Raw genomic sequence first — 25815 nt, 5'->3', positions numbered from 1 at the left:
TAATAATTGAGGGAAAGGACTGTGTTAAGCGATGTTGATATTGAAAAACAAATAGAATCGAAAAAAATACATCCCGATACGGGAATTGCAATAGAGCCTTTTGAAAAAAAATATTTGACACCTGTTGGTTATGATTTACGAGTTGGTCAAAGAGGATTCTCCTGGAATAATAAACTTGAAGTAGAGATTGAAAGAAACGGTCGAATTGAAATTGCACCTAGGGATACAGTAGTGATTGAGACATTGGAGTCGATTAGTTTATCCAGGGAAGTAGGAGCAACTATTCATGCAATGGCTACACGAGTTACTTCTCAAGGATTATCTCACATCTCTACTACTGTAGATCCAGGATGGACTGGCAAACTCTTAATCTCTTGCCACAATTATCGTGATAGTCCTGTAGAACTTAGATTTGGAGATTCTTTGTGTACAATTTGCTTTTTCAGAGTAGAATCTCAAGCCAAAGGCTCTGTCGGAAGACCTCCTGACAGAGACGACATCTGGCAGCAGCTTAGAGAGAAGGCTAATCAAGAAAAACAACGACAGGCGCAAGAAACACAATACGAGAAAGACAGAGAAAGAAGGGAACGTCAAACTCGATTATTCTGGATGGCTTCTTTTGCAGTTGTCGCTTTAGCTATTGGTATTTTCACTTCTTTAATTAATCCAGTTATCGGGGCTTCTTTAGCGGCTGTTATCGGTGGTATAAGTCCTTTTGTTGTCGAGATATTAAAAGCTAAATAATGAATTCATTTTAGAAAAAAATATATATATTTGAAATAAATTATCCTGAATTCAACAATTTAATTAGGCATCTTTATCTATTAAATTATGAATCAAAATAAAGCACAAATTTACATTTCAGGTGCATTAACTGGAGTTGAAAATCCTTTAAAACTCAAGGTATTTTATGAATCGATTGGGGCGCTTTGTGAAACGATGGAATTTCAAGCCTATGTTCCCCATCTTAAAACCGATCCCATTAATAACCCTGATGTTAGCCCTCGACAAGTTTTTGAGACAGACAAGCGCCAAGTTAGTTCGTCAGATTTAGTCATCGCCTACCTGGGTTGTCCTTCTTTTGGCGTTGGCATGGAATTAGCTTATGCAGAAATCCATAAGATCCCTTTGATTCTACTTTACGAAAAAGATAAAAATATATCACGATTCCCTAGAGGTATCCCCACTGTTATTTCTGAAATTAAGTTTAGTAGCGATGAAGATGCCTTAGCTCGTTTGCAAAAGATTCTAGAGCAGTGGAGTACCGAGAATCCAACACAACCTCTTTCATTACCGATAGATTATGGCTAAGGCTGGTCGAACTGGGGCATACTTTATTGGGAAGGTTTCAAATATTCACATAACAACGGCACAACATTATCAAACCATCTCAGTTGCGCTCCACTCCAGGCATTCGTTTTAGATGTGGCTAGCATGGCTCGCCCGTATGCTTTTCCTTTTTCGGTAAGTCGTCGCTCTCTCGAACCCGGTTTAGTCCATTCCTGAATGCCTAATTCATGGAGTGCGGCGTTGACTTGAGCCGCTTTAACGTTTCGTCCTAATTGCTGTGACACCTTCTCAGCGACTTGGGAGGCGATCATCCCGGATGGTTCCTCAACCGAATGGGTGACTAAAAGCTGCTGTGCTTCGTTGGCTGCACTGGCTAAAGCCGGAAAACGCTGGCTGATGACATTCAATTTCCAAGACGCGATCGCACGTTGATCCAATCCCGCTTCTTCTAACCATTTGGCGATTAACCGTAACCCCTGATCCAGTTGCTGGAGTTCATTATCGAGGGGGAATTCCTCGGTTTGGGGTAACGCCGCGATCGCACCTTCGATGTCTTTGGGATAGGGAGTCTCAACTGACTCGATATCACTGGCTGTTTTAATTTGGAGAGTCTCTAAGGATGTGGAATTCGCCGCTTCCACCAAAGCCTTTGCCGTCTCATTTCCTGCATCCGCTTGATATTGCCAAAATGCTACGGCGGCATCCCAGGATGATAACGCGATCGGTCTGGGTTTGTCTGGAACCACTGTCCTAACCGTTTCTGGCAAGTTGTTTTCGTTTGATTTACAAAACTTTTGCGCTGTCCCCTTGCTTTTACCCACGACTTCGGCGATTTGCCTGTGGGTGAACAATAGACGCTGATCCTGATCAGAGGTTAGCTGATAACCAGAAACCTCAATGTTTCCAACCTGGAAACGAACCGCTCTCGCTTCCGCTGCCATGTCACTGTACCTTGCGACAAAACACGTTCAGGTTAACATTGTACAGTGTTCTACTCAATCCTGTACCAAACTAACAGAGGGGTGCAATTTTTCCCTACACCCCACACCCTACACCCCACACCCTGCCTACTATTCAAGTAACTTGTCACCGCTTCAGCTTATAGCGGCTAAGGCTGATGACTGCGACGAATTTCTGTAATTTGGTCAGCCACCTCCAACAGTTCTGGGGGCATATCGGGTCCTGTGAGAATAATATCTACTGAACTGGGGCGACTTTCCAGAAATCTCAATACTTCACTGAGGGGGATTAAGCCATAGTTGATCGCTAAACTCAATTCATCGAGGACAACGACAGAGTATTTCCCCTCATACACCACCTGCTGAGTATGATGCCACAATTGCTTGAGCGAACTATGTTCTGCCTCATCTAATTCTGGGGTATCAATATAGCGTGGCAAGTCACAGCGAATCCATTCTAAATACTGTCCTAACCGAATTGGATGCTGGTGTCCTTGACCAATACCCCCTTTGAGAAACTGAACCACCAGCACAGGTGTCCCCTGTCCAGCTATTCTCAAGCCTTGAGCAATCACATTGGTAAAAAAGCTGCGCTGGGAACTGGTAAAGACTTGCACCAGCCCTTCTAGGCTGTAGGTCAGGTGATGCGCTGAATTAAGGGTAGGAGTTTCTAACTGGGAAACCATAGTCAACAATTAAAGAGCAATGAATCTGATGGACACTGCTCAAGCCTTCCTTGATCAGTGTCTCATGGTCACTTTGTCTAGCTTTTTGGCAAAATTCGCTTTTCACTATGTCTGGCGATCGCCCAAAGCCGCTATTCCACCGAATCCTTTTGGGCTGGGGATTATAGCCGTTTACAACTTAACTCAAATCCAACACGTCCTCCCTTTTGCCCGATCCCTGCCTACATTGTAACTGTATCACAAAACCCACAAGTACCTCAAGGAACCTAACTAGAAATTCAACGATGCAGCGAACAAGATATAGCGTATTTTTTTCAGTGGCATCCCTAATCAAACACCATATCTACAAGTCCGTCAAGAGTGAGTCCCGAAGGGAAGATGGGGGAGATAGGGAAGATGAGGGAGATGAGGGAGATGGGGAAGATGAGGGAGATGGGGAAGATGAGGGAGATGAGGGAGATGAGGGAGATGGGGAAGATACCTTAATCTGGAGAATGTTCATCCACGGGGATTCGTGGCAAAATGACGGTCAGTAGTGTCAAAACCTGCCCAGATGCAAAGGATTTGTGCAACATTTGTCATGAAAGACTTGTCCAGGCTAGGAACAGAGGAGCTATTATCGTGAGACTGGTGATTCTGGGAGGTCCAGGTTCAGGGAAAAGCACACAGGCGCGACAGTTGTGTCGCTATTTGGGGATCGTGGAAATTTCCAGTGGTAACATTTTGCGTCGCGCGATCGCATCTCAAACTGACTTAGGTCGAAAGGCGCAGCCTTATGTCGAGAAGGGAGAATTAGTCCCGGATGAAATCCTGATCGAATTCATGCGTCAACGCCTGCTGGAAACTGACACGGCGAAAGGGTGGGTGTTAGAGGGATATCCCCGTACCGCGTTCCAAGCTGAGGAATTAGATTTTCTGCTGGAGGACTTAAATCAGCAGCTAGATTGGGCAATTTACTTAACTGTACCCGAATCAGTGATGATGACTCGTTCCGTGGCGCGATCCCAAAACCAAGCTCAAGATAGCACCCCATCAACCAAGTCTCGTCTGGATGACCATCCCGAAATTGTCCCGCGCCGCATCGAGTTATTTCACGAGCGCACGGTTCCCATCCTGGAGTACTATGACTATCGTCAAAAGCTGTTAACGATAAACGGTGACCAACCGCCAGAGCAAGTTCAGCAGAATATCTTACATAAACTTGAACTGGACGATTAACCTTTTTTGACCCAACCCCGTTCTTACAAAGAAGTAGTACCATGTCTTGGCAACGTCCTGATCATCGCCAACCCAACCAACTCCGTCCCATCAGTTTTGTACGCGGATTCACTAAATTTGCACCGGGTTCTGTATTGACCAAGTGCGGTGATACCCAAGTATTGTGTAATGTCACCATTCAGGAGGGAATTCCTCGGTTTCTGGAAGGAACAGGTAGTGGTTGGTTAACCGCCGAGTATCGGATGCTTCCCGGCGCCACACCCCAACGCCAAACCCGGGAATTACTTAAACTATCGGGTCGAACTCAAGAAATTCAACGATTGATTGGACGCAGTTTAAGAGCGGCTGTCGATTTAACCGCCTTAGGAGAACGCACCGTTTTTGTGGATGCGGATGTGTTGCAAGCTGATGCAGGAACTCGTACCGCTTCGATTACTGGCGGATACGTCGCCCTAGCTGAAGCGTTAGATAAATTAGTCCAAGCTGGAGACTTAGAGCGATCGCCAATCCGTCACCAAATCGCGGCGGTTTCGGTGGGACTGTTGGCGGGTGAGCCGTTTTTGGATTTAAAGTACGAAGAAGATGTCGCCGCGCAAACGGATTTCAATATTGTCATGAACGACGAATTAAACATTATTGAAATTCAGGGAACAGCGGAAGAAGAAAGCTTTAGTCGGACTCAACTTAATCAGTTAATTGATTTGGCAGAAAAAGGAATTCAGGAGTTATTAGACGCTCAACGTCACGCCTTAAGCTAATCCGAATTAAAACTTCTTGTAGTGGACTGACACAGCTAAAATCGTGGGATAGATTAGGTTCGTAGTAGGGGCTTTAGCCTCTAATTGTATAAGTTTTCTGGGTATAAGGCTAATCCACTAAATTAGGTGCGCCAAGCCAGTAGTGGCGTGGCACAGCTAAAATCGTGGAATAGGTTGTAGGTTGGGTTTCGACTTCGCTCAACCCAACAGAATCTAGGCTAAGGTTCCCTACTACGAACCCAAGCTAATCTACCAAAGAAGGTAATTGATTTACAACGTATTAGCTTGTTCGATCCACTGGATATGCTGCGTCAATAATTGAGATAAATCATAACGCTCCAGAATCGTTTTTCGCGCTTGAAATCGCAACGCCGCCATACCGTTAGGATGATTCAGCACCTCTTCCACCCGTTCAGCTATGGCTTGGGGCGAAAAGAAGTCGGCTAATAGACCATTTACCCCATCCTGGATAACCTCAGTCACAGGTGCGGTGTTCGACGCCACCACTAAACAGGCTGTTGATAAGGCTTCTAACATTGACCAGGATAAAACAAAGGGACGAGTTAAATAAATATGAACGGAAGAAGCTTGTAATACTTGCAGATAATCGGGATAGGGAAGTAAGCCGGTAAAATGTACGCGGTTGAGATCCAGAGGAAATTTTTCCAGCATGACATCCTTATAGGTTTTGCCATCCGGAAGGGATTTCCCATAGGCGACACGATTTTCGCCGACAATAACCACATGACAATGGGGGCGTTTTTCTTGGAGTAAGGCAATGGTTTCCATCAACTGAGGAAAGCCGCGATAGGGTTCCATCCCTCTGGCGACATAAGTGACAAGTTCCTCGACGTGAGATAGGTCTAAATTTAACCGAGGTAGGACTAATTTGTGTCCTGGTTTTGGTTGAAAAAAGTTGGTGTCAATCCCATCATGGTGTACCGTAATTTTATCCCGATACTCTGGGGGGAACTGTTGCTGCTGCCAATGGGTGGGGGAGAGTCCGCGATCGCAACTGTATAAATCAATCAGAATCGGCGCGTTTTTGATCCGAATCCGGGCTTCGTCGTCGGCGTTGAGGGGTTCTGCTGGATCGAAGTCGGCGTCTGAACCATGAGCGTGATAAAACCACTCGAAATAGCATAATAGTTTCGCCTTCGGGAAACTGTCTTTGATAAAGAAGGTTGGACCCCAACCGGAATGACCGTAAACCACATCGGGGATAAACCCTTGGGCTTTGAGTTGTTCACACAGGCGATAAACCGCTTGCCCTTGGAGCACTGCATTTTCCAAGGGGCGGACGTAGTGATGAGTTTCTGGACGGGCTTGGCGGGAGGGTGCGTAGATGGCTTTGGCAACACCAGGTAGTTGACCTTCTTTGCGGGTTGTGCCAAAGACAACCTGGTGACGCGGGTCTTGCGCCAAGCTAACGGCGAGGTGGCGGAATTGGGCGGGAAAGTTGGAATGCAAAAATAAGATTCGCATCAGATGATGTTTCGTAGTCTGGGATACAGTTTTTCTCTTGTGGACTTTTTCCTCGATAACTGGGGGATCTCGTGATCCATTATCACAGATCGGGGATTCGTTCAGAGTCGAGTCTGTGGGTGATAATTAAACGTTTTCGTTTTCATGGGTTTAGATTAGAAATTTGTTGATTTACAGAACGTTACGGGGAAAAAAAGTGTGAGAATTATTCTCAATTAGCGACGAGTTTGCGTTGGTTCAGCGATTTGGTAGAATTGAAAATTGTGGCTTAGTGTGTCTAGTTTTAGATAAATCCGGTTCATCAGTCGCTGAAATGCCTGATTTAGCGAGATTTATGCGCTAATTTGGCACATATAGGCGCAAAAAACTGTAGAGCTTGGATGCATGTATTTTTGTAAAAAATAGAATTTTTTTTTGACATTATTAGGTTAATGTAGTATACGCGATCGCGGCTATGGGGAAGTTATACCAAATTCGCTTTAGTTTGTAGTAAGGGCTTTAGCCCTAGATTCTGTTTGGTAACAGTTGCCAACCCAACCTAGGTGGAATAGATTTTACCATTGAATCGGGCGCACGCCATGCGCCCCTACAGTTTCCGGGCGTAATTCTAATTCATTAAATAAGGTGTGCCAAGCTAAAATTGTGGAATAGGTTGTAGGTTAGGTTGACGCATGTTACTAGGGCGGAATCTAGGGCTCGCATCCCCTACTACAAACCGAATCTAATCAACCAAATTAGGTGTGCCACGCCACTAGATTGGGATGGGTATTGATTCAATTGAGATTGTGGGGTTTATCGCGGTTAGGTTGTAGGGGCGAGTCGCTGTTTATCGTCGGCGGTTTAGGGTTAACTTGTTTGGACTCGCTCTTGTTTAAAGGTATGCGGTGTCAGATATTTATTGATACTGGATGCAGGGTAAGTTAATATTATTTATTGTTTCTCCATTTTACTTGTGCCACGTCAGTTTGTGACCGGCGCTAAAGCGCAACTACAAGCGCAACTACGAACTTAAGCTAAATGGCGCTGACTCCCATAGCCTGGAAAGAAATGAATTAACTCTTTGAACCCGTTTCAACGGGTTTTAGCTTTTAGCCCCAACTTTAGTTGAGGGTTAAGGGTTTAGGAAGTCTAGATGAGTTCCTTCCAAGCAGCGTAATTCATCGGGAGTTCCCGTTAGTTTGAGTTGTCCATTTTCCAGGAGGACAATCCAATCGGCGCGGTTGATTACGCGAGGGCGGTGGCTAATCATTATTGTAGTTTTGCCTTGGCGATGAAACAGTAATTTGTCTAGAACTTCGGCTTCACCTACGGGGTCAAGAGCGCCTGTTGATTCGTCTAATATGAGTATGGGCGGATCAGTAACAATTGCTCTAGCAATGGCTAATCGCTGTCGTTGTCCCCCAGAAAGATTGGCACCGAATTCACCTAAAACTGTTTGATATTTATCGGGAAGTTGCGTAATAAATTCATCTGCATTGGCAATTTGACAGGCGGTGACAATTTGCTCAAACGTGGCGTTGGGATAGCTGAAGAGGAAGTTTTCTAAAATGGAACGACTCCAAAAATGGGGTTCTTGGGGAACTAAAATAACTTGTTGTCGTAAACAGTCTAGAGAGAGATCCTGGAGATTATAAATGCCAATGCGAATATTACCCGATTGCAGGGAATAGAGACTGGCGATGAGTTTGGCTAAGGTGCTTTTACCACAGCCGGATTTGCCAATTAAGGCGGTGACTTTTTCACCGGGAATGGTAAGGGAAAAATCGGTGAGCAGGTTCACTCGTCCGGTATGATGAAAGTTAAGATTGGTGCAGATAATATCCGCCGCGTCGGGAATTTTGGCAAAGGGTTTTTTGCTGTCATCTGGGGTTTCTGGAGTGGCGTCGATGACTTCGGTTAATCGTTCTGTCGCGGTTTTGGCACGGGTGAATTCATCCACAAAGGTAATTGTGGTTTTGATAAAGGTGGTAAAGTTACCATTCATGCTGTTAAATGCCAGCAATTGACCGATGGTTAAGTCATTTCCAATAACTAGGCGACTCCCAAACCAGAGTAAGGCAATACTACCGATGCTGGAGACTAATCCAGAGAATACATTATTATAAATGGCAATTTGAATGGTGCGGAAGGTGACATTCGCAAGGCGACCAAAACGACTTTGAAATTCCTCCCAGGCTTGGGGGGCGGCGTTGGTAGTTTTTAGGGTGAGTGCGCCTTTAAAGGTTTCGACTAAAACCCCTTGATTTTCGGCATCGGTGACTAAAAGTCGGCGAGTTTTCTGTTGCAGAGTAGGGAGGAAAATGATGGTGGAAAGGGTCATTAACACAGCAATTACCGCCGCCGCAATCGTGAGTTTCCAGCTATAGAACAGCATGAAACCCAAGGAAACTAGGGCAATAAAAAACTGACTGGGGAGGCTGATAATCGCTTGGGAGACGAGTTGGTTAATTTCGCGGATATCACGGAGACGGCTGACGATTTCGCCACTGCGACGGGATTCGTAGTAACTTAAGGGAAGGCGCAGGATTTGCCGTCCGAATTCCAGGACAAGTCCCAATTCTAAGCGTTGGGCAAAGTGGGCAATTAGATTCGATTGTACGAGTTGTAGGCTGCTTTGCACCAGGTTCATCACCATCACCGCAACGACTACACCCGTTAGCAACTGGGTATCCCCCTGTACCAACACCTCATCGGTGAGAATTTGAATGAAGAAGGGGTAAGCTAGGGAAAGTAAACCAAGAACCAGGTTAATTAATAAGGCTTCGCCGAGAATGCCTTGATAGGGTAAGACGCGCTTGAGAAAGCGGATAAAGCCACTGGGTTTATCACTATCATCGGGTTGGGCAAAAAAGCGACTAGAATCAGGTTGAAGTAAGAGCATTACGCCATTTATCCAACCTTGGGCGAGTTCGGATTTGGACAGATAACGGATACCGACGGCGGGATCAGCGATGATGTATTTTCTGCCTCGTTGCCCATATAATACAACCCAGTGATAGCCCATCCAGTGAATGACGGCGGGTAAGGGGGCTTGATCTAGTTTGTCGAGGATTTCCGGGGTGGCTTTAACGGAACGAGCATTAAAACCTAGGGCTTCCGCGCCTCGTTTAAGTCCTAATAAAGTGGTTCCCTGTTGTCCGGTGCCAACGGCTTCTCGGATACGACTAATGGTAAAGGTACGCCCGTGGTGTTTGGTAATTGTAGCCAGACAAGCTGCACCGCAGTCTTCTTCGCTGTGTTGGAGAACACTCTGATATTTGGTCACCGCTAAGAAGGCAAAACCTTATTGTATCGTTATTGACTCTTGCCGAGCAAGCCTTATTTTCCACAACAATCCTAACCCGATAAATGTTCTTTTGAATTTTTGAAGAATTGAACTAGGTATAAATACTTGTGTTTACCCCGATTTCATTGTCCGAAAAAACAAGCTTCAAGTTGAAGTGCCGAATGGGGAGCATAAGTCTGGTGGAATCTAGATGAGGCGTCAAAGCTTGCTTAAGCAAGGATAGCTATTTCACGACCAATTTAGACGAACGATATTTCTATACAGTCATGGCGTACTACGCGCCATTTGACGTTTTAAGATTCTAGTGGTAATGTATCGGATATGTCAATTTGCTTGTTCTAGGTTAAGGGAAAATGGAAGAATTTAAAGATAAAGAATTGTTTGTCGAACTTACCCCTGAAGAACTAGAAGAGTTGAAAGGGGGAACACAAGTTTCTACTTTCTTAGGTGAGCCTCAGCCTCAACCGAATATAACAGGTCTGGGTGAGCCTCAGCCTCAACCAAGTATAACGGGTCTCTTTCTAAGTAAGCCCTTCACATTATTTCCAATTGGAATACCTATTCCTCCCTTTTTAATGCAAAATATACATCGTTTTTGAGCCGTTAAAAAGTCGTCCCAAAAACAACGTCACATTTTTAGGTCAGGTGAGCATCACCCACACCCACCTGAAGACTGAAATCATGAAAATGACAGCGTTATGGGGAGTGCGCTCCCTAAACATTTTAGGAAGTTTGTAGTGCTTGGAGTAGCATGATTTTATGGCATCAACTGGAGAGTGTCGGAAAATTCTACACATCCACCCAACTCGAAGATGTAATCTACAATGTCTTCATTGCTACTCCTCTTCTAGCCCTCAAGAACAGGAGGAACTGGATGAGGTACTTCTCCAACAGGCAATAGCTGACGCTAGTGCGGAAGGCTATACAGTTGCTAACATTTCAGGTGGAGAACCCCTTGTTTATAAACCACTCGACAAGCTGCTGGAAAAGGCTCATCAATGTGGTATGGTGACAACCGTTACCTCCAATGGGATGCTCTTAGATGAGAAACACCTGGAAAAGTTACGTAACCGGGTGGATTTACTCGCAATTAGTCTTGACGGTGTACCGGCATTCCATAACCGAATGCGCTCTTTAGATCAAGCTTTTGAGATAATGGCATCAAGACTTGAAGGGCTTCGACAATCGGGCATTCCTTTCGGATTTATTTTTACTCTAACACGGTACAATCTTCAGGACTTAGACTGGGTAGCCAATTTCGCCATTGAACAAGGAGCGAAATTATTGCAGATTCATCCCCTTGAAGAAGTTGGACGTGCCAAGGAGCGTTTAGCGGGAGTAAGAGCAAACGAGAACCAATCCGCCTATGCCTATCTGCAAGGGATGCGCCTGCAAAAAGCCTTTGGGGATCGTTTGTATGTGCAAGTTGATCTTGCCCACCGAGATGTGTTGCGGGCATATCCTGGTATGGTGTTTGCAGATACGTCTTTACTTGAGAATACGGAGGGCTTATTTGCTGATATTTTATCGCCACTGATTATTGAGGCTGATGGTACAGTTGTGCCAATTCAACATGGATTTGCTCGCCAATATGCTCTGGGAAATTTGCGACAAGCGTCTCTCAGGCAACTGGCGGCTAATTGGCGTCGGGAATGCTACCCTTCCTTTTTAGAACTTTGCCGTCGGGTATTTGATGAGCTAACGGCACCGACTGAGATACCCATCACTGACTGGTATGAAGCAATCGCCTCTCACGCCGAGGCATGAGGGCAAACATTTTGGAAAAGTCGTAAAACTCTCATATTTGGTCACTGTGCCAGAATGAGCGATATTAGCATTAGATCTAGACTATTTAAGCTTATCTTTGTTATAATCTCTATAAGCTTATTAATATCAATCGAAAAATAAGGAAAAAAGAAGAATGAAGATGAATGTGAAACATTCTCAAGAAGATAAATTGTGGCAGGAACTAGAAGCAAAAGAGCAGGAGCAGATAATTGGTGGGACTTACGTAGGTAGTGCGAACCTCCAAAGTAGTGTTATGGCGTATGTCGGTGGTGTGGCTAAGGCGTATGTCGGTGGTGTGCAGGCGTATGTAGGTGGAGCTACAGTTGGCATATTGCAACACTTTGTAGGTGGTGTTAACTAAATTTATACTCTAGATTTCGATATAGATCCCCAACTTTTGGTATAAGTTGGGGATTTCATTTAGGGTTAGGCAATAAACCCTAACTCAACAAAATCACAAGCTATTGAGAAGATCCAAATAAGCTTTCCAACGCTGGAAAATACTTTTGATAATACCTTGCCGAAATGACCCAAACCATCCGCCAGAATAGCATTGTAGGTTGGGTTGACGACTCAACAGGATATAGGGCTAAAGCCCTTACTACAAGCCGAATACATTGCTGGCATTCTAACGGTTATGGTTAAAAGTAGGAGATTCAAGCACCAGCACTGAGGGGATATAATCAGGTTGGGCTAATCGCAACAGTTGATAACCAATCCCGGCTAATCCTGTCATTAATCCTGGTGTTTCAACGCTTAAAGGGACTCCACACAGCCAGCCATATTCATCGATACTCTGGAGAATCATAGCGCTCAAACGATTTAAATGCTCTTGCCACTGGGAATCATTGAGGGTAAGACTGGCTTGCAGGAGTAATTCTAAATTACCCAAGTCGCCATGACATAAGGAATGATTCATCCCGAATCCTTGAGCAAGAGTCGTTTTGAGGGCGGTGTCGATTTCTGTACGAGTTTCGGTATCATGGAGATGAGGCATAGAAAGTAATCGAGCTAATCCAATTCCCATAGCACCGTGACACCAAGCTGTCATATAGTTGACTTGTCCTGGGTTTCCAGAACGCACCGTCGTCTCAAATTCGCGTAAATCGGGCCAATTTCCGACATCTGGGGAAAAGAGACTGCGTTCATAAGCGATCGCATAGAGTGCTGCTTCCTGAAATCGTTCCTCCCCTGTGACAGCAGCAAGTTCCAGCAATGCCCAGGCTATCCCCGCTGCACCGTGGGAGAATCCTGTCAGGGGCTTTTTGCCCACACCCACGGGCATCCAACCAATCCCCACCGCCATCTTTTGGGCGCAAGCCAGCAGATGATCGCCACATTGAATAGCTGTATCCAGTATGCGTTGAGAAGGATTACAGTGATACAAACTCAGCAAACTGCCAATGCACCCAGCCGCACCGCCAATTATATCGAATTGTTCGTCCCCTTCAATACGTTCTGTGAGATGATCGAGTAATCCTTCAGCCTCAGCCAAAAGTTCCGGTTGCTGCCACAGTACACTTAAATGAGTGAAACTGTAGATAATTCCGCCCCAGCCACTGAACCCCCCAATAGAAGGAATCGAAGAAGGACTTTCCCCTACCAGATGTTGAATGGAACTTAAGGCAACTCGTGCCAATTGAGTGTAGCGTTCCTCTTTTGCGATCGCGCCCAGATACGCTAAGAATAGAGCGATTCCGGGTATGCCATCATAGAGATCCATTCCCAAGGGTAATAATGTCCAATGGCGTGCCTTAATTAAGGTTAACCCTAGCCAGGTAACATCTTCCTCCCCCCGCAAGGCTAAGGTTTCGATGCGATCGCCTATTCGACAAGCCGCCGCCAAAAGTTGTTCGCGAGTGACAGGAGTCTGGGTTTCCTTAAGATGATACCTTGTCCATCCTGCCTTATCCCCATCCACGGATAAGGTTGTCAGGGAAGCCTGAATAAACCACAGTTGGCGAGTTAAATCCGCTTCACTCAGTTGCTGAAGGCGGCGTTGTACCCGTGTCATTCCCGATTCGGTGAAAAAATCAGCAATTTGCTGGTTAGCACTATTCCACAGATGGCGGGAATTGGGGCGCGTGGTAAACATAGGAATATCACCCTGCCACAAATCATCCCGTTCAGCCAGAATGACTTTTGTCAGATGCGGGCGACGGGGAACTTCCTGCCAGAGGCGATCAAAAAAGCGATCGCGATCCAAGGCATTTCGTAACAAGTCGGGATGAAAACTATCCTGTAATAGTAACCCATAAGTTTGGGTGGGGCGCAAGATCACCCGCACTTCATCCTCTGCAAACTGGGCTAATATGCCATTGTCTGATAACAACTCGTCTCGGTGATTCAGGAGTAACTGATAAACGTTTGTAAACCCAGTTGCGATCGCGTCGGTGTAGTCAAGAACATTCACCTCAGTATCATTAAGCCTAGGGCGATTCTGACTTCCTGGCATCGCCTTCCGCTCTTTCGTCAACCGCATCTCATCGGTACCCATTCCCACCCAAGACGGTACAGGATTTGGCGTCATTTGCCCTGCAGCACCCCCTAAACCACTCAGATCCACCCCCTCAGATTCCCGATTTGCCCATATTCGCTGCGGGAGTAATCCTACCCGTAAAACGGAGTCAACTATCTTTTTACTAGCAACAAACAGGGATTTTTGAGAATCAAATTCCTCACTTTCCGGATGAAACAGGGATTCTAAATCAATTAGAACTGGATCTTCACCGACGGCGATTAAATTTTCTTTGTGGAAATCGGTTGCGCCTACAGCATAGAGTAATGCCAAGTAACCCCCTTGCCGTTGGTAAAAACGCTGAACGGCGTCTGGGGAATTACAAGGTTGGGTATGAACAAATTCCACCCAGCCGTAGGTATGGCGATTAATCACCTTGAGGGTACGAAATGGGGGGTGATTGCCCCGTTCATTCAGCCAAGTGAGGAGTTGCTGAAAATGCACGTCTATTGCTAGAGATTTAGGCTTATAGACTATCTGAAAGCCCGAACTAAACGTGGCAATTATTACCGAACGCCCGCCTCGATGTTTGTCTCCCGCACCTGTATCGAGTTGTACTAATACACCTGGATCGGCTTCTGGTGTAAATGTGGTGCAAATAGCCTCCCAATCAGCACAGAGGTGTTGGATAAATTCTAGACTAAATGTAACCCAATAATTAATACAGATAACAACTTGTCGAGCCAGAACCGGGTACTCTTGGAGTAGAGAGAGGGCAATGTCGCAATCGCGTAAGCGTTGTAAGAAGCTGAAAAATCGTGCTTCAGCCGTCTCGCCCTCTAGTTGCCCTTGTAAACGAGCCACATTTAATTCCAGCACCATGGTGCGACTCAACCTCCACAGCAATTCCCCTGGCAGATTGGCAAATAGCAACCGGGCTACTGTGTTGGGGTCAAAGGGCAAATCCGATTGGTTCTGAATCAGCGATTCAATTCCTTTTTTTAGCCGCTCAATCCCTTGGTTGATTAGCGGCTCAATGGCGTACAAAAAACCCGCTTCTTTTTGCTCTCCCAACTCTTCTGGAGGCGGAATTACGCTAGTATTAGTTTCCTTATAATTTGCAAATCCATCTGCTAACTTCTGTAGCCAATCGGGAACATCAGGTAAACGATTTTTTACCGCTTCAATTGGCTCACCGAGGAGGTAAATCAATTCATCCTCAGTCATGCCATCAATTGCCAGACGTTGAGCGAAGTATGAGTCTGTGTTGAAAGGAGGTTGGGATTGCCACCGCTCTCTTCTACGCTCAGCGAAATTCGTATCAACTTTGCTATTCTCTGTATTCCTTTCAACTGAATTCAGCGATGCCATGCGTTCTATTAAGGTGACGGCTTGATACCAGGCGGAAGATGAGAAGCTAGGTTTATCCATAGTATCCATGGCAGGAGCAAGTTCGATGTAACTGAGGTGTTTTTTTATAAAAGTCAACCCGTAAAAATACTTATTGACTTTTTCGGAGTTTAGTTCTATATTTTACAAATAGTTTACTCTCTTAAGTATCCATGTCAAACATTGATATCATCCGGGCTTGGAAAGATGAGGAGTACCGCAGGAGCCTGAGTGAAGAGGAACAGGCGCAGTTACCGGAGAATCCGGCTGGGCTAGTTGAAGACCTAACCGATACGGAGATGGAAGCAGTGGCTGGTGGGTTTCAAATTGAAATCCCCAACTTATCTTGGGTTGATGCTTGCCCTTCTGCTTTAGCCTGTCCATGGACGATTTTTAATCAGACGATTTTTGAGGGATTTACCGTGTTTAAGCCGACTCCCGATCCTTGGAGAAAATAAAGATATAGGGGAAAGCAATTGAGTAGGGACACGGCATTGCCCATTGGTGTCAACTTAAGGTGAATGTCACTGACTTAAGCGGGTTTTGTAGTAGGCACGAAGCGTGCCAGAAGCGAAGACAGCGCTGACTACAAACTCTAAAGTCAGTAACATTTAACTTAAGGTAAAGATCTATTAAATCGGGGGGTGTAGGGGCGGGTTTTACCAATAACATTTTGTACCCAACTGATAACTTGACTAAACCCGCCCTTCTCCCATAGCCGGGGGAGCAGAAACCCCATAGCTTGAAAATTAGAAGGGGTAAGGGTCATATTAAGTTGACACGAATAGGCATAGAAGAACCCCTACAGGTGGGGGAGACGTGTTGTTCATGTTTATCTAATTTAGCAAATTAGTCCTTGGACAATCTTCCTCTAGTTCTGAACGGCTGCTATGGCATACAGCGATTTTTCATTGACTCAGGTCAAAAAAGCTTTTGGACTAACCGAACAATCGGTTCAACTTTTCAGGGATGTCGCCACCTTAGAACCGAGTCACTGGCTACAGGAAACCCTCAGCTACAGCCTTAAATTAGCCCTGTCTTCCTCCAGTGAAAAAGCCCGATCAGAATTTATTATTGCCCCCATTTTAATTGAGCTAGAGCGACGAAATCCGAATAAACTCTCCATTTATTCTGGCGAAAAGCTGGATGTAGACGAGGAGCAAGGGTTGAAAGGAGAATGTGATTTTATCTTGGCTAAAAGTCCCGTTTCGCTGACAATGCAGGCTCCGATTGTGTCTTTGGTAGAAGCAAAAAAAAGCGATATTAAAGGGGGTTTAGGTCAGTGCATTGCCCAAATGTTGGGATCGCAACGGTTTAACGAGCTAGAAGATAACTCAATTTCAGGGATTTACGGCTGTGTAACTACGGGAGAAGATTGGCAATTTTTGAAGTTAGAGGGCAGTTGTGTTTGGGTGGATAACCAGCGATATTATATTAATGAACTGGAGAAAATTCTGGGTATTTTTCAATTCATTGTGGATAGTTACGAAACATCTTTATAACCGTAGGGGCGCACCGACGTGCGCCCTAATGCCCTAATTGGGGTTTGCTGCACAACTCCCAAACCCTTGCTGGCTTGTAGTAAGGGAACTTTAGCCCCAGATTCCGTTGGGTTTCGACTTCGCTCAACCCAACCTACTGACGTGACACAGCTAAAATTGTGGGATAGATTTGGCGGTGAAATTGGGAATGGTTAGCGAGCAAGATGCTCGCACTACAAGGATTTTGGCATTATTAACATTAAGGTTTAAATGCCAAACAGCTTAACCGAAAACCTTTCCACAACACTCGCCCTTATTCAAAATTGTTGGAGTTCCTTTGGGGATTTTTCGGGCGCACGTCAGTGCGCCCCTACGGGTATACCATCAGGCAAATGAGTGGATCTATACTGATAAAAACTAGCGTGATTGTGCCATGTTTAGTGAATCCAACCCTACTGTCCTCCGCCCCATTCAAAGTGACGAGTTTCTCCCGCCAATCAGTCGCTGGACAACCCTTGGCGGACTGTTTCTAGTAGGAACCTGTGGCGTCGCGGTAGCCCTTGCTGCTTTCACAAAATACAACATTACCGTAAAAGCCCCTGCTACAATTCGTCCAGCGGGTGAACTGCGTCTGGTACAAGCCGCCACTCAAGGAACCGTTAAAAGTATCCACGTCAAAGAAAACCAACCCGTTAAACAAGGGGATAGTATTGCTACGATTGACGACTCCCGGCTGCAAACGCAAAAAAGTCAGCTACAAAGTAACCTAAACCAAAATCAACAACAACTTCGGCAAATCGACGCCCAGATTATTGCCCTAGATAGACAGATTACAGCAGAACGCGATCGCACTCAACGAACTATCGCTTCCGCTAAAGCTGAACTCAATCACAGCCAACGGGATTATCGCGATCAACAAATCACCAGCCAAACTCAAGTTCAAGAAGCTGAAGCCAATTTAACCCAAGCCCAAGAGGATTTACAACGACAACAGGCGCAGTTACAATCAGCCCAGGCGAACTTAAAATCCACCGAAGCCGCCTTAAACGCTGCTAAAGCTAGACGCGATCGCTATAAACCCATTGCTGAATCGGGCGCTTTGTCTCAGGATCAATTCCAGGAAGCCCAACTGTCTGTCACTCAACAAGAACAAGCCCTAGAAGCCCAAAAAGCCACCGTTGAAGCCCAAAAACAAGACATCGAACGACTCGTCGCCGCCGTTGATGCAGCCCAAGCTAGACTAGAAGGGGCATTAGTCCACCTCAATCCCAGTAATGCTACTGTTGCGATCGCCCAAGAGAAAATCGCCCAAGAACGAGCTACGGGAGAAGCCAGCCTATCCCGATTAAACCAGGAACGGGAACAATTAATCCAGAGGCGGGTGGAACTGCAAAACCAACTCAACCGAGATAGAAATGAACTCAAACAAGTGGAAACCGAACTCACGGGTACTGTGATTCGCGCTTCGGCGTCTGGGATTATCCAGCAACTGAATCTCCGCAACACTGAACAAGTCGTCAATTCCGGAGATGCGATTGCCCAAATTGCTCCCAGTGAAGCGCCCTTAGTGATTAAAGCTCAAGTCCCCTCTCAGGATATCGGTAAAGTGGAAACAGGTCAACGAGTACAAATGCGCGTTTCTGCCTGTTCCTATCCCGACTACGGTACACTTCCCGGTACAGTTCACACCATTTCTCCAGACGCCATTTCACCGCAACAGAATGGTGTTAATACGACTACAACTACAGCGAGTCCGGCTTACGACGTAACCATTCAGCCCGAACGTTTGCAGTTGAATTCTAATGGACAAAATTGTCTGATTCAATCGGGTATGGAAGGGAGAGCCGATATTGTTACCACCGAAGAAACCGTTTTGACCTTCATTCTCAGAAAAGCGAGATTGCTTACAGACTTGTGATCGGTATCCATAATCCCCACACCCCACACCCAATAGTTAAGTGTCGGTATTACAGCTACGCTGCGTGAGGTATAGTGAAAATAGACCTCTGAAGGAGAAGGTGAATGCCAACCAAGAGTACTCTTCAAGATACGCTGAAATCTACATACGGCATTAATAAGAACATTACCCAATCTCTATCTGCGGTAGAGTGTGAACAGTTATTGAACCTGCTACAAGATCAACCGAGTGCAACCAAGCTGGTTGAGTCATTCATTGCCAAAAATGAAAAACTCAGCCAAAATAATCGTAACTTTGGTCAGCAGCGGAGTCAAGCACAGAAAAAGCTCAAATCTCTTCAAGTAGAGCATGAAAAGTTAGAAAAAGATATCGCCAAGCTAGAGAAGTCAAATACCTCCCTAGTCACTCACAGGGATCAGCTATCCCAGGAACAAGAAAAACTCGAAGCACAGATTAAGCAGTTATCGGATCAGGGAAAAATATTATCAGGCAAAGTGCAGAGTCTAACCACTCACAATGATGAGTTGGTTGACGCTAATGAAAAACTTAAAAAAGATAACAAAGATTTAAAGAATATTGTTGACCAAATTCGACTACGGTTAGCGCGAGATACTAAAATGTTGTTGGAATATGAGGATAGCGAGATTCGCAAAGCGTTGATCAGACTGTTTCGGTGGACGTTAGGGTAGGGGTAAATTAGTATGGCAAGGCGAAAACACCAAAGTCGCACATTTAGCGGTATGGGCTATCGTGAAGTCCAGCACTCAAATTCAATTCGTCGGAGTAAATTGCCGAAAAATCATCAAGTCTGGCTCAAAGAAAACGGATATAAAAATGTTGGCTGGGATAATGTGATTCAGCTCTATCAAAAAATTAATGAGTTACTGGCTCAGCCGGACGCGGATGAACAACCCACCTTAGAAGAATTGTTCTTAGAAGCTGATCGCATCGGTAAAAAATACCAAACGCCTGAAGAAATAGAAGCGTTTAATCAAGAAATGGCGGCGGAAGTGAATGCAGTATCAGACTTAGTTGACCAGCAATTTCCGGAAACGGACGTAGAAGTAATTGATTACAGTCAGATGTCTCGTTCATCACGGCAATCTCGCTATAAAAATCGCTAAATTACGTCACAATCCGATCGATCATGAACCTTGAGGATAAAAATCTCGAAGATCTCTTTAAAGTAGCCGATAAGGTTGGTAAAAAACGTTATCATAAACTAACTCACCAAGATTTAGAAGACTATCGCAAGTTTGATCACTGGCGTTATGTCAATGGTAGTGCTGAATGCGGCACAACTCAACAGAGCAAAGACTGGGTGAGAAATAATTCGGATTGGCATTGTCCAGTTTGTGGTAGCCGATTTGCCGATGTGGGTGGAAGAACCATCGATCACAAACTTCCGCGATCGCAATATCCCTGGCTATCCTTAGACTTTAGAAATCTGTGGGTCATTTGCCGTAGCTGCAATCGGGAAAAAGGTGAAATGCACTGGTACGAGTACGAACATTATCTATTTATCCACTATCCCGATCACTATCAAGATATCCAACTATTTCGCCCCAGGCAATTGCTGAAATCACTGAAGGCAAATCAATAAAGTCAGCACGTTAAACCGTTAGGCTTCAATCATAACTCGTAAATTGTCGCGTGTTCGCACCACTCGACATTTTTGGCTATCCGTCAAGTTATACATTAGTTTAACGTTCACTATCTCTTCACAAATACTATTATAGTGAGCAAACTAATTTCCCTATTGCTTTGTCAACTCTTTGACAAAGGCTGCATATTGTGGGGAAGCTAAACCTTCTTGCAACACCGACAACACCCTCGCCATATTTCCTGCTAACAAATCACCTGCAGCTAGCCACAATCCGGGAAACACTCGACTCCGGATCACATTTCCTGCATCCACGGGTAACGATACATACTCCCCCTGTTGCAAGTAAAACCAATCAAGCCTCCGTTCACACACTTGCCAAACAATATATTCTCGCACCCCATTCCGACGATACGCCCGTTTCTTATCATGCAAGTCAATCGCCACACTACTCGCTGCAATCTCGGCTACTAACTCTGGCGCACCCTCAATATAATCATCTTCACTGAGTCTCGCCTGTCCACCTGCATTTTCATCAATTAACAATACAGCATCAGGTTGGGGTACGTTATCCAAATCTAAACGAACGGTAGGTTCAATCCCCAACTCAAGCCCAGATGTCGCCACTTGATAATTGCCTAGCCATAAGATTAAATTGGCGTGGGGTTGACCATGACTTCTAAAACGCAGTGCAGCAGGCAAGTAAACAACTCCTTCAATCAGTTCAGCTTTCTTGAGAGAATGCATCGCATTATAACGACGCTCAAATTCATAACGATTTAAGCGATCGCCACTTTCAAGCGCTGGAGGTAAAGACTCTTGTTGGAAAGAAGTTTGAACCATAGATTGCTATTGTCGCTTGTCTGTTGATGTCTCTATCCCTAGATCCTATCGGCTATTACTCCATAGGACTGTTAAGCGTGCAACCAGAACGTTGAGGAATTTCGCGAAAGTTTAAGAATAATTGCAATAAACAACAGGAGAGTTGTTTATTTGGGAGGCTGAATTCCAGTCACTCAAGGGGTTTTGGCGATTTTCCCACCATGACAATCCGCGTAAATACCTACTCACGAAATGCGAAAAGTCTGAGACAATCAGAAACGACCTCAACCATAAACTTATCGATAACACTGCCCATTCGTCCTCAATTGGGCTTTGTGCAACTAATACAAGGGAGAAACTCGTATGAAATTAGCTTACTGGATGTATGCAGGTCCGGCTCACATTGGCACTCTCCGCGTTGCTAGTTCGTTTAAGAATGTCCACGCGATCATGCATGCACCACTGGGCGATGATTATTTTAACGTGATGCGATCGATGCTGGAACGGGAACGAGACTACACTCCAGTCACCGCCAGCATCGTTGATCGGCACGTTTTAGCACGGGGTTCTCAGGAAAAAGTGGTGGACAATATCGTCCGTAAGGATAAGGAAGTCACCCCGGATTTGATTGTATTGACCCCCACCTGCACCTCCAGCATTCTCCAAGAAGATTTGGCTAACTTCGTCGAACGCGCCGAACTTGAAGCCAACAGCGATGTGATGCTGGCAGATGTGAACCACTATCGGGTGAATGAACTGCAAGCCGCCGATCGCACTTTAGAACAGATCGTCCAGTTTTACCTGAAGAAAGCGAACAAGAAAGGGGAATTACCCGAAGGGAAGACGGAAAAACCCTCAGTGAACATCATTGGCATTTCCACTCTCGGTTTCCACAACCAGCACGACTGCACGGAATTGAAGCGGTTAATGGCTGATTTGGGGATTGAAGTCAACGAGGTGATTCCAGAAGGCGCATCAGTTCACAATCTGAAGAATTTGCCTCGCGCTTGGTTTAATTTAGTGCCTTATCGGGAAATCGGTACAATGGCGGCGCGTTACCTGGAAGCCGAGTTTGATATGCCTTATGTGGATATCACGCCGATGGGAGTCGTGGAAACAGCGCGGTGTATCCGTAAGATTCAGCAGGTACTCAACCAGCAAGGTGCTGATGTCAATTACGAGGAGTTTATTGATAATCAGACGCTGTATGTGTCCCAAGCCGCTTGGTTCTCCCGTTCCATTGACTGTCAGAATTTAACTGGAAAGAAAGCCGTTGTCTTTGGTGACAATACCCACGCGGCGGCGATGACCAAGATTTTGGCACGGGAGATGGGGATTCATGTGGTACTAGCGGGAACCTACTGCAAGTACGACGCGGACTGGTTCAAGGAACAGGTGAGCGAGTACTGTGACGAGATCCTAATTAGTGATGATAACGGCAAAATTGGTGATGCGATCGCCCGGATTGAACCGTCGGCTATTTTTGGCACTCAGATGGAACGCCATGTAGGTAAGCGGTTGGATATTCCCTGTGGTGTGATTGCAGCACCGATTCATATTCAAAACTTCCCGATTGGGTATAAACCCTTTATGGGTTACGAAGGGACGAATCAGATTGCGGATTTGGTCTATAATTCCTTCACTTTGGGAATGGAAGATCACCTATTGGAAATCTTCGGCGGTCATGATACCAAGGAAGTAATTACCAAAGGAATTTCCGCTGATTCTGACTTGAATTGGAATAAAGAAGCGCAAGCGGAATTGAATAAAGTTCCTGGTTTCGTGCGCGGTAAAGTGAAGCGAAATACAGAGAAATTTGCCCGGGAGCGAGGGTTTACGGAGATTTCCCTTGAGGTGATGTACGCTGCTAAAGAATCTGTCGGCGCTTAGAAGGACTTCGCGATCGCACACCTTGTAGTAGCATGAGAGTGTTTCCTAGCTGGGGACACTCTCATTGCTGTAAAAGTAAGGTTTGGCGGAAAATGACACAGGGGAATTCTGAGCAAGGTAAACTGTATACAAGATTTATTTCCAATCTGAAAAGAATTCAGTATTTTGGCTATTTCCTTGTTGTTGCTTTCAGTCTAATTTTTTTGTTTGGGACGGGATTTTTCCAGGTTGGCACTGCTGGAGCAAACATCCTTGCTGTAGTCTTCCCCTTACTGGTTGTGCTGTTGCAAGGTATAATCGGCTGTTTAATCGTCTACGTCATCACCCAAGCGCTAATCGCGATCATTGACCTTCTCAGTCGCATCGAACTGAATACGAGGTCTAGATAGGAGTAAGAAACCGACTTAAAATGTTCAAAATGTATAAGTCATATTGCTTAAATTCCAGACCCAATGACACAGGGAAAAAACATACTATGGATTGGGCGTTCAGTGAATGGGGTTCCCATCCGTTTAACTCGTGAGCGGTGGGATCATATTATCAGACCGGACGGACATCCTGAAATGCAACCTTATTACAGCTTTATTTTAGAAACCCTGGAAGATCCGGATTTGATTCAACAAGGGAATGATACAAGTACTTTGGTCGCGGTTCGCCTCTATCCGGAAATTCCTGGCAACCAAAAGTATCTGATGGTGGTTTATCGAGAACGTAGCGGTTACGATGGATATATCATAACAGCCTATCTTAGAAAGCGTCCCTCAACCAATAGGCGAATTATATGGACACTATAATCAGAATTTTAGAAGATTCTCCCACGATCACAGGACACTACGACCAAGACGCGGATGTTCTCTATCTGTCCTTGGGACAGTCACTACCAACCTTAACGGTAGAACTTGGTGAGGGAGTCATTGCTCGATATGATGAGAACAGCCAAGCCATCGTGGGTATTACGGTGATTGGACTGCGGGAACGAGTACAAAAGGAACTCAATTCTAAGTTACATGTAGCACCTCATGCAGCCGGATGGGCAGTTATTCAAGACGCTATCCAGGACAATGTTAAAGTGTTCCCTACTCAAGAAGCCGCGATTAACTGGGCGATGGAAATAGCACGCCACCAATGGCTTGAGGTCGTAATTCACAGGGAAAATGGCGAGATTCAAGAATTGATTAATCCGGCGATGGATGCTTTATTGCAGCGTCGAAAAGAAAGATAGGCATAGTCTTGACTTATCTGAATAAAATAACTTGTACCTGGGTTACAGAATTGCGTCTCTTCCAGACAAAGATAAAATTGTATTGATAAACGCCTTTAATTCGGAACAAGCTTCAATAGCATCCATTAGATCGTTTTGCTCTAAGATTTTTTTTGCATCACGCGCTTTATTATAACTCCGGGAACTTTTCCCTAATTCAAAGATTTCTTTAATTCGCTGGGAAGGCGGATTATCATGATTAACTTTCTCAGGATTGCCACTGGGAGCCGACTTGTTATGTTTAGCCAGTTTCTGAATAGTTGACCAAAATGGTAAAAGCCAAGCTTCAAATTCATAGGACGCAGCATGGGGATAAAAATTGGGGTTATTTCCCACCATAACGACTCGTTGGAAATTTGGCAGCAGATTAACCACAATCCAAGGCTTGAGACGCTCTTGATATAGCATAATGAAATTATCTCCTATGTAAGTGGGAGCCAGAGCCAGTCCGATGCTTGTCTAGGGCGCGAGACTGGCTTCTGACTTTGAACGTTTCGCGTTCATTTCAAGAGTATCACAAAAATGAATAGCCCTAAATTATAGCATACTTTGGGCTTTTTTTGTAGCTAATTTGTAGCTAACGCCCTATTTACGAGTGCAGACCTGTAAGATTAAAAGCGATAATGAACGTCAACTGTTGGTAGTGAGCAAACGTATTCACGTTACAATTCCCGACTATATTTATGACACTTTAGAGCAATGGGCAGACAACCAAGGCAGACCCAGAGCGAGTTTAGCTGCCTTTTTGATTGAGGTGGCTGTATTAGAAGCTCAAAAAACCGGACAGATACCACCCAAGCGAGAAAAACCAGATAAAGGCAGATAATGATGGTTTATGTCAATTCAGCGCGAATGGATAACTAACAGTCGCATCCCCTGGTTTTTGGGTCGAGTATTGTACGGTGTGAGTTTGGGACTGATTATCGCTTGTCAAGCAGAACCTCCCTCTGGGGTGAATTCTCCGGGAACGTCTGCTGAATCTGTAACTTCCTCCAGTTCTACCGAACCAGCCACTCAGACTAACTCATCGTCAACGGATAGCCAAACTACTTATAAAAACGAGTCTTTGGGTATTCGCTTCGAGTATCCAGAGGGGTTTGTTGTTGATGATACGAATAAACAGTCCGATGCTGAGTCTGAAATGCGGCGGGGAACCGTAGAGGTATGGACGCAGGCTGACTATGAGGCGATGCAGACAAATGAATTTGAGGGTACAGAATTGCCAGCCAACGTTAGCCTTTGGGTTTATCGTAATCCCGATCGCCTCTCGTTACAAGACTGGGTAGAAAGCCGTTCTGAGTATTTTGTATCCCCCCAGAATTATACTCAGCAACAGGTCGCCAATCAAGACGCGATCGCATTCCAGTCTACAGGATTGTACGAGTTCGAGACTATTGTGCTTCCCAGTCGCGATGGTCAAGATATTATTGTGCTTCGTCTGGCTAAAGGAAGTGGCAATGAGGCGGTGTATCAACAGGCGTTTGAACGAATTCAGGGGACGTTGCAACTCTTGCGGTAGTAGG

At 45.2% G+C, this 25815-nt stretch carries 28 protein-coding genes; 21 read left to right on the top strand and 7 right to left on the bottom strand.

Annotation, left to right across the window (positions count from 1 at the left end; translation table 11 throughout):
* The first annotated feature begins 21 nt into the window (after positions 1-21).
* On the top strand, positions 22-744 hold the full coding sequence (locus RID53_RS11885) for a dCTP deaminase domain-containing protein (RefSeq protein ID WP_446388303.1): 723 nt from the start codon (positions 22-24) through the stop codon (positions 742-744).
* A gap of 87 nt (positions 745-831) precedes the next feature.
* Positions 832-1311 carry an XRE family transcriptional regulator gene (locus RID53_RS11880; RefSeq protein WP_446388302.1) on the top strand — a complete coding sequence of 160 codons (480 nt, stop codon included), beginning with the start codon at positions 832-834 and terminating at the stop codon, positions 1309-1311.
* A 23-nt stretch (positions 1312-1334) separates the two neighbouring features.
* Here the strand turns inward: RID53_RS11880 and RID53_RS11875 are convergent, their stop codons facing one another.
* A complete protein-coding gene (locus RID53_RS11875; protein ID WP_446388301.1) occupies positions 1335-2231 on the bottom strand; it encodes a hypothetical protein in 897 nt (298 codons plus the stop codon).
* Positions 2232-2398: 167 nt separating this feature from the next.
* Positions 2399-2935 carry a P-loop NTPase family protein gene (locus RID53_RS11870; RefSeq protein ID WP_446388300.1) on the bottom strand — a complete coding sequence of 179 codons (537 nt, stop codon included), beginning with the start codon at positions 2933-2935 and terminating at the stop codon, positions 2399-2401.
* 19 nt (positions 2936-2954) lie between these two features.
* Between RID53_RS11870 and RID53_RS11865 the strand changes: the two genes are divergently transcribed.
* From RID53_RS11865 to rph, 4 genes are all read left to right on the top strand, one after another.
* Positions 2955-3167 carry a hypothetical protein gene (locus tag RID53_RS11865; RefSeq protein ID WP_446388299.1) on the top strand — a complete coding sequence of 71 codons (213 nt, stop codon included), beginning with the start codon at positions 2955-2957 and terminating at the stop codon, positions 3165-3167.
* A gap of 52 nt (positions 3168-3219) precedes the next feature.
* Entirely contained in the window at positions 3220-3471 is a 252-nt protein-coding gene (locus tag RID53_RS11860; RefSeq protein WP_446388298.1) for a hypothetical protein, read from the top strand.
* 85 nt (positions 3472-3556) lie between these two features.
* Positions 3557-4153, top strand: a complete 597-nt coding sequence (locus RID53_RS11855) for an adenylate kinase (RefSeq protein WP_446388297.1) — start codon at positions 3557-3559, stop codon at positions 4151-4153.
* Positions 4154-4194: 41 nt separating this feature from the next.
* Positions 4195-4911 (top strand): ribonuclease PH, encoded by a 717-nt coding sequence (rph, locus tag RID53_RS11850; RefSeq protein WP_446388296.1) that lies wholly within the window; start codon positions 4195-4197, stop codon positions 4909-4911.
* Positions 4912-5181: 270 nt separating this feature from the next.
* Here rph and RID53_RS11845 read toward each other — a convergent pair whose 3' ends face one another.
* Positions 5182-6396 carry a glycosyltransferase family 4 protein gene (locus RID53_RS11845; protein WP_446388295.1) on the bottom strand — a complete coding sequence of 405 codons (1215 nt, stop codon included), beginning with the start codon at positions 6394-6396 and terminating at the stop codon, positions 5182-5184.
* A 1111-nt stretch (positions 6397-7507) separates the two neighbouring features.
* The gene (locus tag RID53_RS11840) at positions 7508-9661 is read right to left on the bottom strand and encodes a peptidase domain-containing ABC transporter (protein WP_446388294.1); all 2154 of its coding nucleotides are present in this window, start codon (positions 9659-9661) and stop codon (positions 7508-7510) included.
* Positions 9662-10035: 374 nt separating this feature from the next.
* Between RID53_RS11840 and RID53_RS11835 the strand changes: the two genes are divergently transcribed.
* From RID53_RS11835 to RID53_RS11825, 3 genes are all read left to right on the top strand, one after another.
* On the top strand, positions 10036-10281 hold the full coding sequence (locus tag RID53_RS11835) for a hypothetical protein (RefSeq protein WP_446388293.1): 246 nt from the start codon (positions 10036-10038) through the stop codon (positions 10279-10281).
* 160 nt (positions 10282-10441) lie between these two features.
* Entirely contained in the window at positions 10442-11449 is a 1008-nt protein-coding gene (locus tag RID53_RS11830) for a radical SAM protein (protein ID WP_446388292.1), read from the top strand.
* Positions 11450-11615: 166 nt separating this feature from the next.
* A complete protein-coding gene (locus tag RID53_RS11825) occupies positions 11616-11831 on the top strand; it encodes a hypothetical protein (protein WP_446388291.1) in 216 nt (71 codons plus the stop codon).
* A gap of 267 nt (positions 11832-12098) precedes the next feature.
* On the opposite strand, the gene RID53_RS11820 is transcribed toward RID53_RS11825, so the two are convergent.
* Complete coding sequence (locus RID53_RS11820; RefSeq protein ID WP_446388290.1) at positions 12099-15368, bottom strand: type 2 lanthipeptide synthetase LanM family protein; 3270 nt, start codon at positions 15366-15368, stop codon at positions 12099-12101.
* Between the two features lie 122 nt (positions 15369-15490).
* Between RID53_RS11820 and RID53_RS11815 the strand changes: the two genes are divergently transcribed.
* The 6 genes from RID53_RS11815 (at position 15491) to RID53_RS11790 (ending at position 20319) form a co-directional block, all read left to right on the top strand.
* Positions 15491-15775, top strand: coding sequence for a mersacidin/lichenicidin family type 2 lantibiotic (locus RID53_RS11815; protein WP_446388289.1), 285 nt, complete (start codon positions 15491-15493; stop codon positions 15773-15775).
* A gap of 432 nt (positions 15776-16207) precedes the next feature.
* Positions 16208-16819 carry a hypothetical protein gene (locus tag RID53_RS11810; protein WP_446388288.1) on the top strand — a complete coding sequence of 204 codons (612 nt, stop codon included), beginning with the start codon at positions 16208-16210 and terminating at the stop codon, positions 16817-16819.
* A 412-nt stretch (positions 16820-17231) separates the two neighbouring features.
* Positions 17232-18716: an HlyD family efflux transporter periplasmic adaptor subunit gene (locus RID53_RS11805; RefSeq protein ID WP_446388287.1), complete on the top strand. Its 1485-nt coding sequence runs from the start codon at positions 17232-17234 to the stop codon at positions 18714-18716.
* Between the two features lie 104 nt (positions 18717-18820).
* The gene (locus RID53_RS11800) at positions 18821-19405 is read left to right on the top strand and encodes a hypothetical protein (protein WP_446388286.1); all 585 of its coding nucleotides are present in this window, start codon (positions 18821-18823) and stop codon (positions 19403-19405) included.
* Positions 19406-19417: 12 nt separating this feature from the next.
* Positions 19418-19840 carry a hypothetical protein gene (locus RID53_RS11795; protein WP_446388285.1) on the top strand — a complete coding sequence of 141 codons (423 nt, stop codon included), beginning with the start codon at positions 19418-19420 and terminating at the stop codon, positions 19838-19840.
* Positions 19841-19863: 23 nt separating this feature from the next.
* Entirely contained in the window at positions 19864-20319 is a 456-nt protein-coding gene (locus RID53_RS11790; protein ID WP_446388284.1) for an HNH endonuclease, read from the top strand.
* A gap of 153 nt (positions 20320-20472) precedes the next feature.
* On the opposite strand, the gene RID53_RS11785 is transcribed toward RID53_RS11790, so the two are convergent.
* Positions 20473-21162 (bottom strand): Uma2 family endonuclease, encoded by a 690-nt coding sequence (locus RID53_RS11785; protein WP_446388283.1) that lies wholly within the window; start codon positions 21160-21162, stop codon positions 20473-20475.
* A gap of 342 nt (positions 21163-21504) precedes the next feature.
* Here RID53_RS11785 and bchB point away from each other — a divergent pair, with 342 nt between their 5' ends.
* The 4 genes from bchB to RID53_RS11765 all read left to right on the top strand — a co-directional run bounded on the left by bchB (position 21505) and on the right by RID53_RS11765 (position 24253).
* On the top strand, positions 21505-23031 hold the full coding sequence (gene bchB / locus RID53_RS11780; protein ID WP_446388282.1) for a ferredoxin:protochlorophyllide reductase (ATP-dependent) subunit B: 1527 nt from the start codon (positions 21505-21507) through the stop codon (positions 23029-23031).
* Between the two features lie 92 nt (positions 23032-23123).
* On the top strand, positions 23124-23420 hold the full coding sequence (locus RID53_RS11775; protein WP_446388281.1) for a hypothetical protein: 297 nt from the start codon (positions 23124-23126) through the stop codon (positions 23418-23420).
* 63 nt (positions 23421-23483) lie between these two features.
* A complete protein-coding gene (locus RID53_RS11770; RefSeq protein WP_446388280.1) occupies positions 23484-23825 on the top strand; it encodes a PBECR2 nuclease fold domain-containing protein in 342 nt (113 codons plus the stop codon).
* A complete protein-coding gene (locus RID53_RS11765) occupies positions 23813-24253 on the top strand; it encodes a DUF2188 domain-containing protein (RefSeq protein ID WP_446388279.1) in 441 nt (146 codons plus the stop codon). The genes RID53_RS11770 and RID53_RS11765 overlap by 13 nt, the downstream gene beginning before the upstream one ends.
* 42 nt (positions 24254-24295) lie before the next feature.
* On the opposite strand, the gene RID53_RS11760 is transcribed toward RID53_RS11765, so the two are convergent.
* A complete protein-coding gene (locus RID53_RS11760; protein ID WP_446388278.1) occupies positions 24296-24700 on the bottom strand; it encodes a DUF4276 family protein in 405 nt (134 codons plus the stop codon).
* Positions 24701-24887: 187 nt separating this feature from the next.
* Here RID53_RS11760 and RID53_RS11755 point away from each other — a divergent pair, with 187 nt between their 5' ends.
* Together RID53_RS11755 and RID53_RS11750 are read left to right on the top strand one after the other, a co-directional pair.
* The gene (locus tag RID53_RS11755) at positions 24888-25118 is read left to right on the top strand and encodes a ribbon-helix-helix domain-containing protein (protein WP_446388277.1); all 231 of its coding nucleotides are present in this window, start codon (positions 24888-24890) and stop codon (positions 25116-25118) included.
* Between the two features lie 9 nt (positions 25119-25127).
* On the top strand, positions 25128-25811 hold the full coding sequence (locus RID53_RS11750; RefSeq protein ID WP_446388276.1) for a hypothetical protein: 684 nt from the start codon (positions 25128-25130) through the stop codon (positions 25809-25811).
* Positions 25812-25815 lie beyond the last annotated feature (4 nt).

Source organism: Coleofasciculus sp. B1-GNL1-01 (assembly GCF_040220235.1).
Taxonomy (GTDB): Bacteria; Cyanobacteriota; Cyanobacteriia; order Cyanobacteriales; family Coleofasciculaceae; genus Coleofasciculus.
Note: the sequence above shows the minus strand (reverse complement) of the source record. Positions and strands in the feature narration are given on the sequence as shown.

Coding starts and splice junctions, on each gene's coding strand:
- RID53_RS11880 (WP_446388302.1), top strand. CDS start 832: ATGAATCAAAATAAAGCACAAATTTACATTTCAGGTGCATTAACTGGA.
- RID53_RS11875 (WP_446388301.1), bottom strand. CDS start 2,231: ATGGCAGCGGAAGCGAGAGCGGTTCGTTTCCAGGTTGGAAACATTGAG.
- RID53_RS11870 (WP_446388300.1), bottom strand. CDS start 2,935: ATGGTTTCCCAGTTAGAAACTCCTACCCTTAATTCAGCGCATCACCTG.
- RID53_RS11865 (WP_446388299.1), top strand. CDS start 2,955: ATGAATCTGATGGACACTGCTCAAGCCTTCCTTGATCAGTGTCTCATG.
- RID53_RS11860 (WP_446388298.1), top strand. CDS start 3,220: ATGCAGCGAACAAGATATAGCGTATTTTTTTCAGTGGCATCCCTAATC.
- rph (WP_446388296.1), top strand. CDS start 4,195: ATGTCTTGGCAACGTCCTGATCATCGCCAACCCAACCAACTCCGTCCC.
- RID53_RS11845 (WP_446388295.1), bottom strand. CDS start 6,396: ATGCGAATCTTATTTTTGCATTCCAACTTTCCCGCCCAATTCCGCCAC.
- RID53_RS11835 (WP_446388293.1), top strand. CDS start 10,036: ATGGAAGAATTTAAAGATAAAGAATTGTTTGTCGAACTTACCCCTGAA.
- RID53_RS11830 (WP_446388292.1), top strand. CDS start 10,442: ATGGCATCAACTGGAGAGTGTCGGAAAATTCTACACATCCACCCAACT.
- RID53_RS11820 (WP_446388290.1), bottom strand. CDS start 15,368: ATGGATACTATGGATAAACCTAGCTTCTCATCTTCCGCCTGGTATCAA.
- RID53_RS11815 (WP_446388289.1), top strand. CDS start 15,491: ATGTCAAACATTGATATCATCCGGGCTTGGAAAGATGAGGAGTACCGC.
- RID53_RS11810 (WP_446388288.1), top strand. CDS start 16,208: ATGGCATACAGCGATTTTTCATTGACTCAGGTCAAAAAAGCTTTTGGA.
- RID53_RS11805 (WP_446388287.1), top strand. CDS start 17,232: ATGTTTAGTGAATCCAACCCTACTGTCCTCCGCCCCATTCAAAGTGAC.
- RID53_RS11800 (WP_446388286.1), top strand. CDS start 18,821: ATGCCAACCAAGAGTACTCTTCAAGATACGCTGAAATCTACATACGGC.
- RID53_RS11795 (WP_446388285.1), top strand. CDS start 19,418: ATGGCAAGGCGAAAACACCAAAGTCGCACATTTAGCGGTATGGGCTAT.
- RID53_RS11790 (WP_446388284.1), top strand. CDS start 19,864: ATGAACCTTGAGGATAAAAATCTCGAAGATCTCTTTAAAGTAGCCGAT.
- RID53_RS11785 (WP_446388283.1), bottom strand. CDS start 21,162: ATGGTTCAAACTTCTTTCCAACAAGAGTCTTTACCTCCAGCGCTTGAA.
- bchB (WP_446388282.1), top strand. CDS start 21,505: ATGAAATTAGCTTACTGGATGTATGCAGGTCCGGCTCACATTGGCACT.
- RID53_RS11775 (WP_446388281.1), top strand. CDS start 23,124: ATGACACAGGGGAATTCTGAGCAAGGTAAACTGTATACAAGATTTATT.
- RID53_RS11770 (WP_446388280.1), top strand. CDS start 23,484: ATGACACAGGGAAAAAACATACTATGGATTGGGCGTTCAGTGAATGGG.
- RID53_RS11765 (WP_446388279.1), top strand. CDS start 23,813: ATGGACACTATAATCAGAATTTTAGAAGATTCTCCCACGATCACAGGA.
- RID53_RS11760 (WP_446388278.1), bottom strand. CDS start 24,700: ATGCTATATCAAGAGCGTCTCAAGCCTTGGATTGTGGTTAATCTGCTG.
- RID53_RS11750 (WP_446388276.1), top strand. CDS start 25,128: ATGTCAATTCAGCGCGAATGGATAACTAACAGTCGCATCCCCTGGTTT.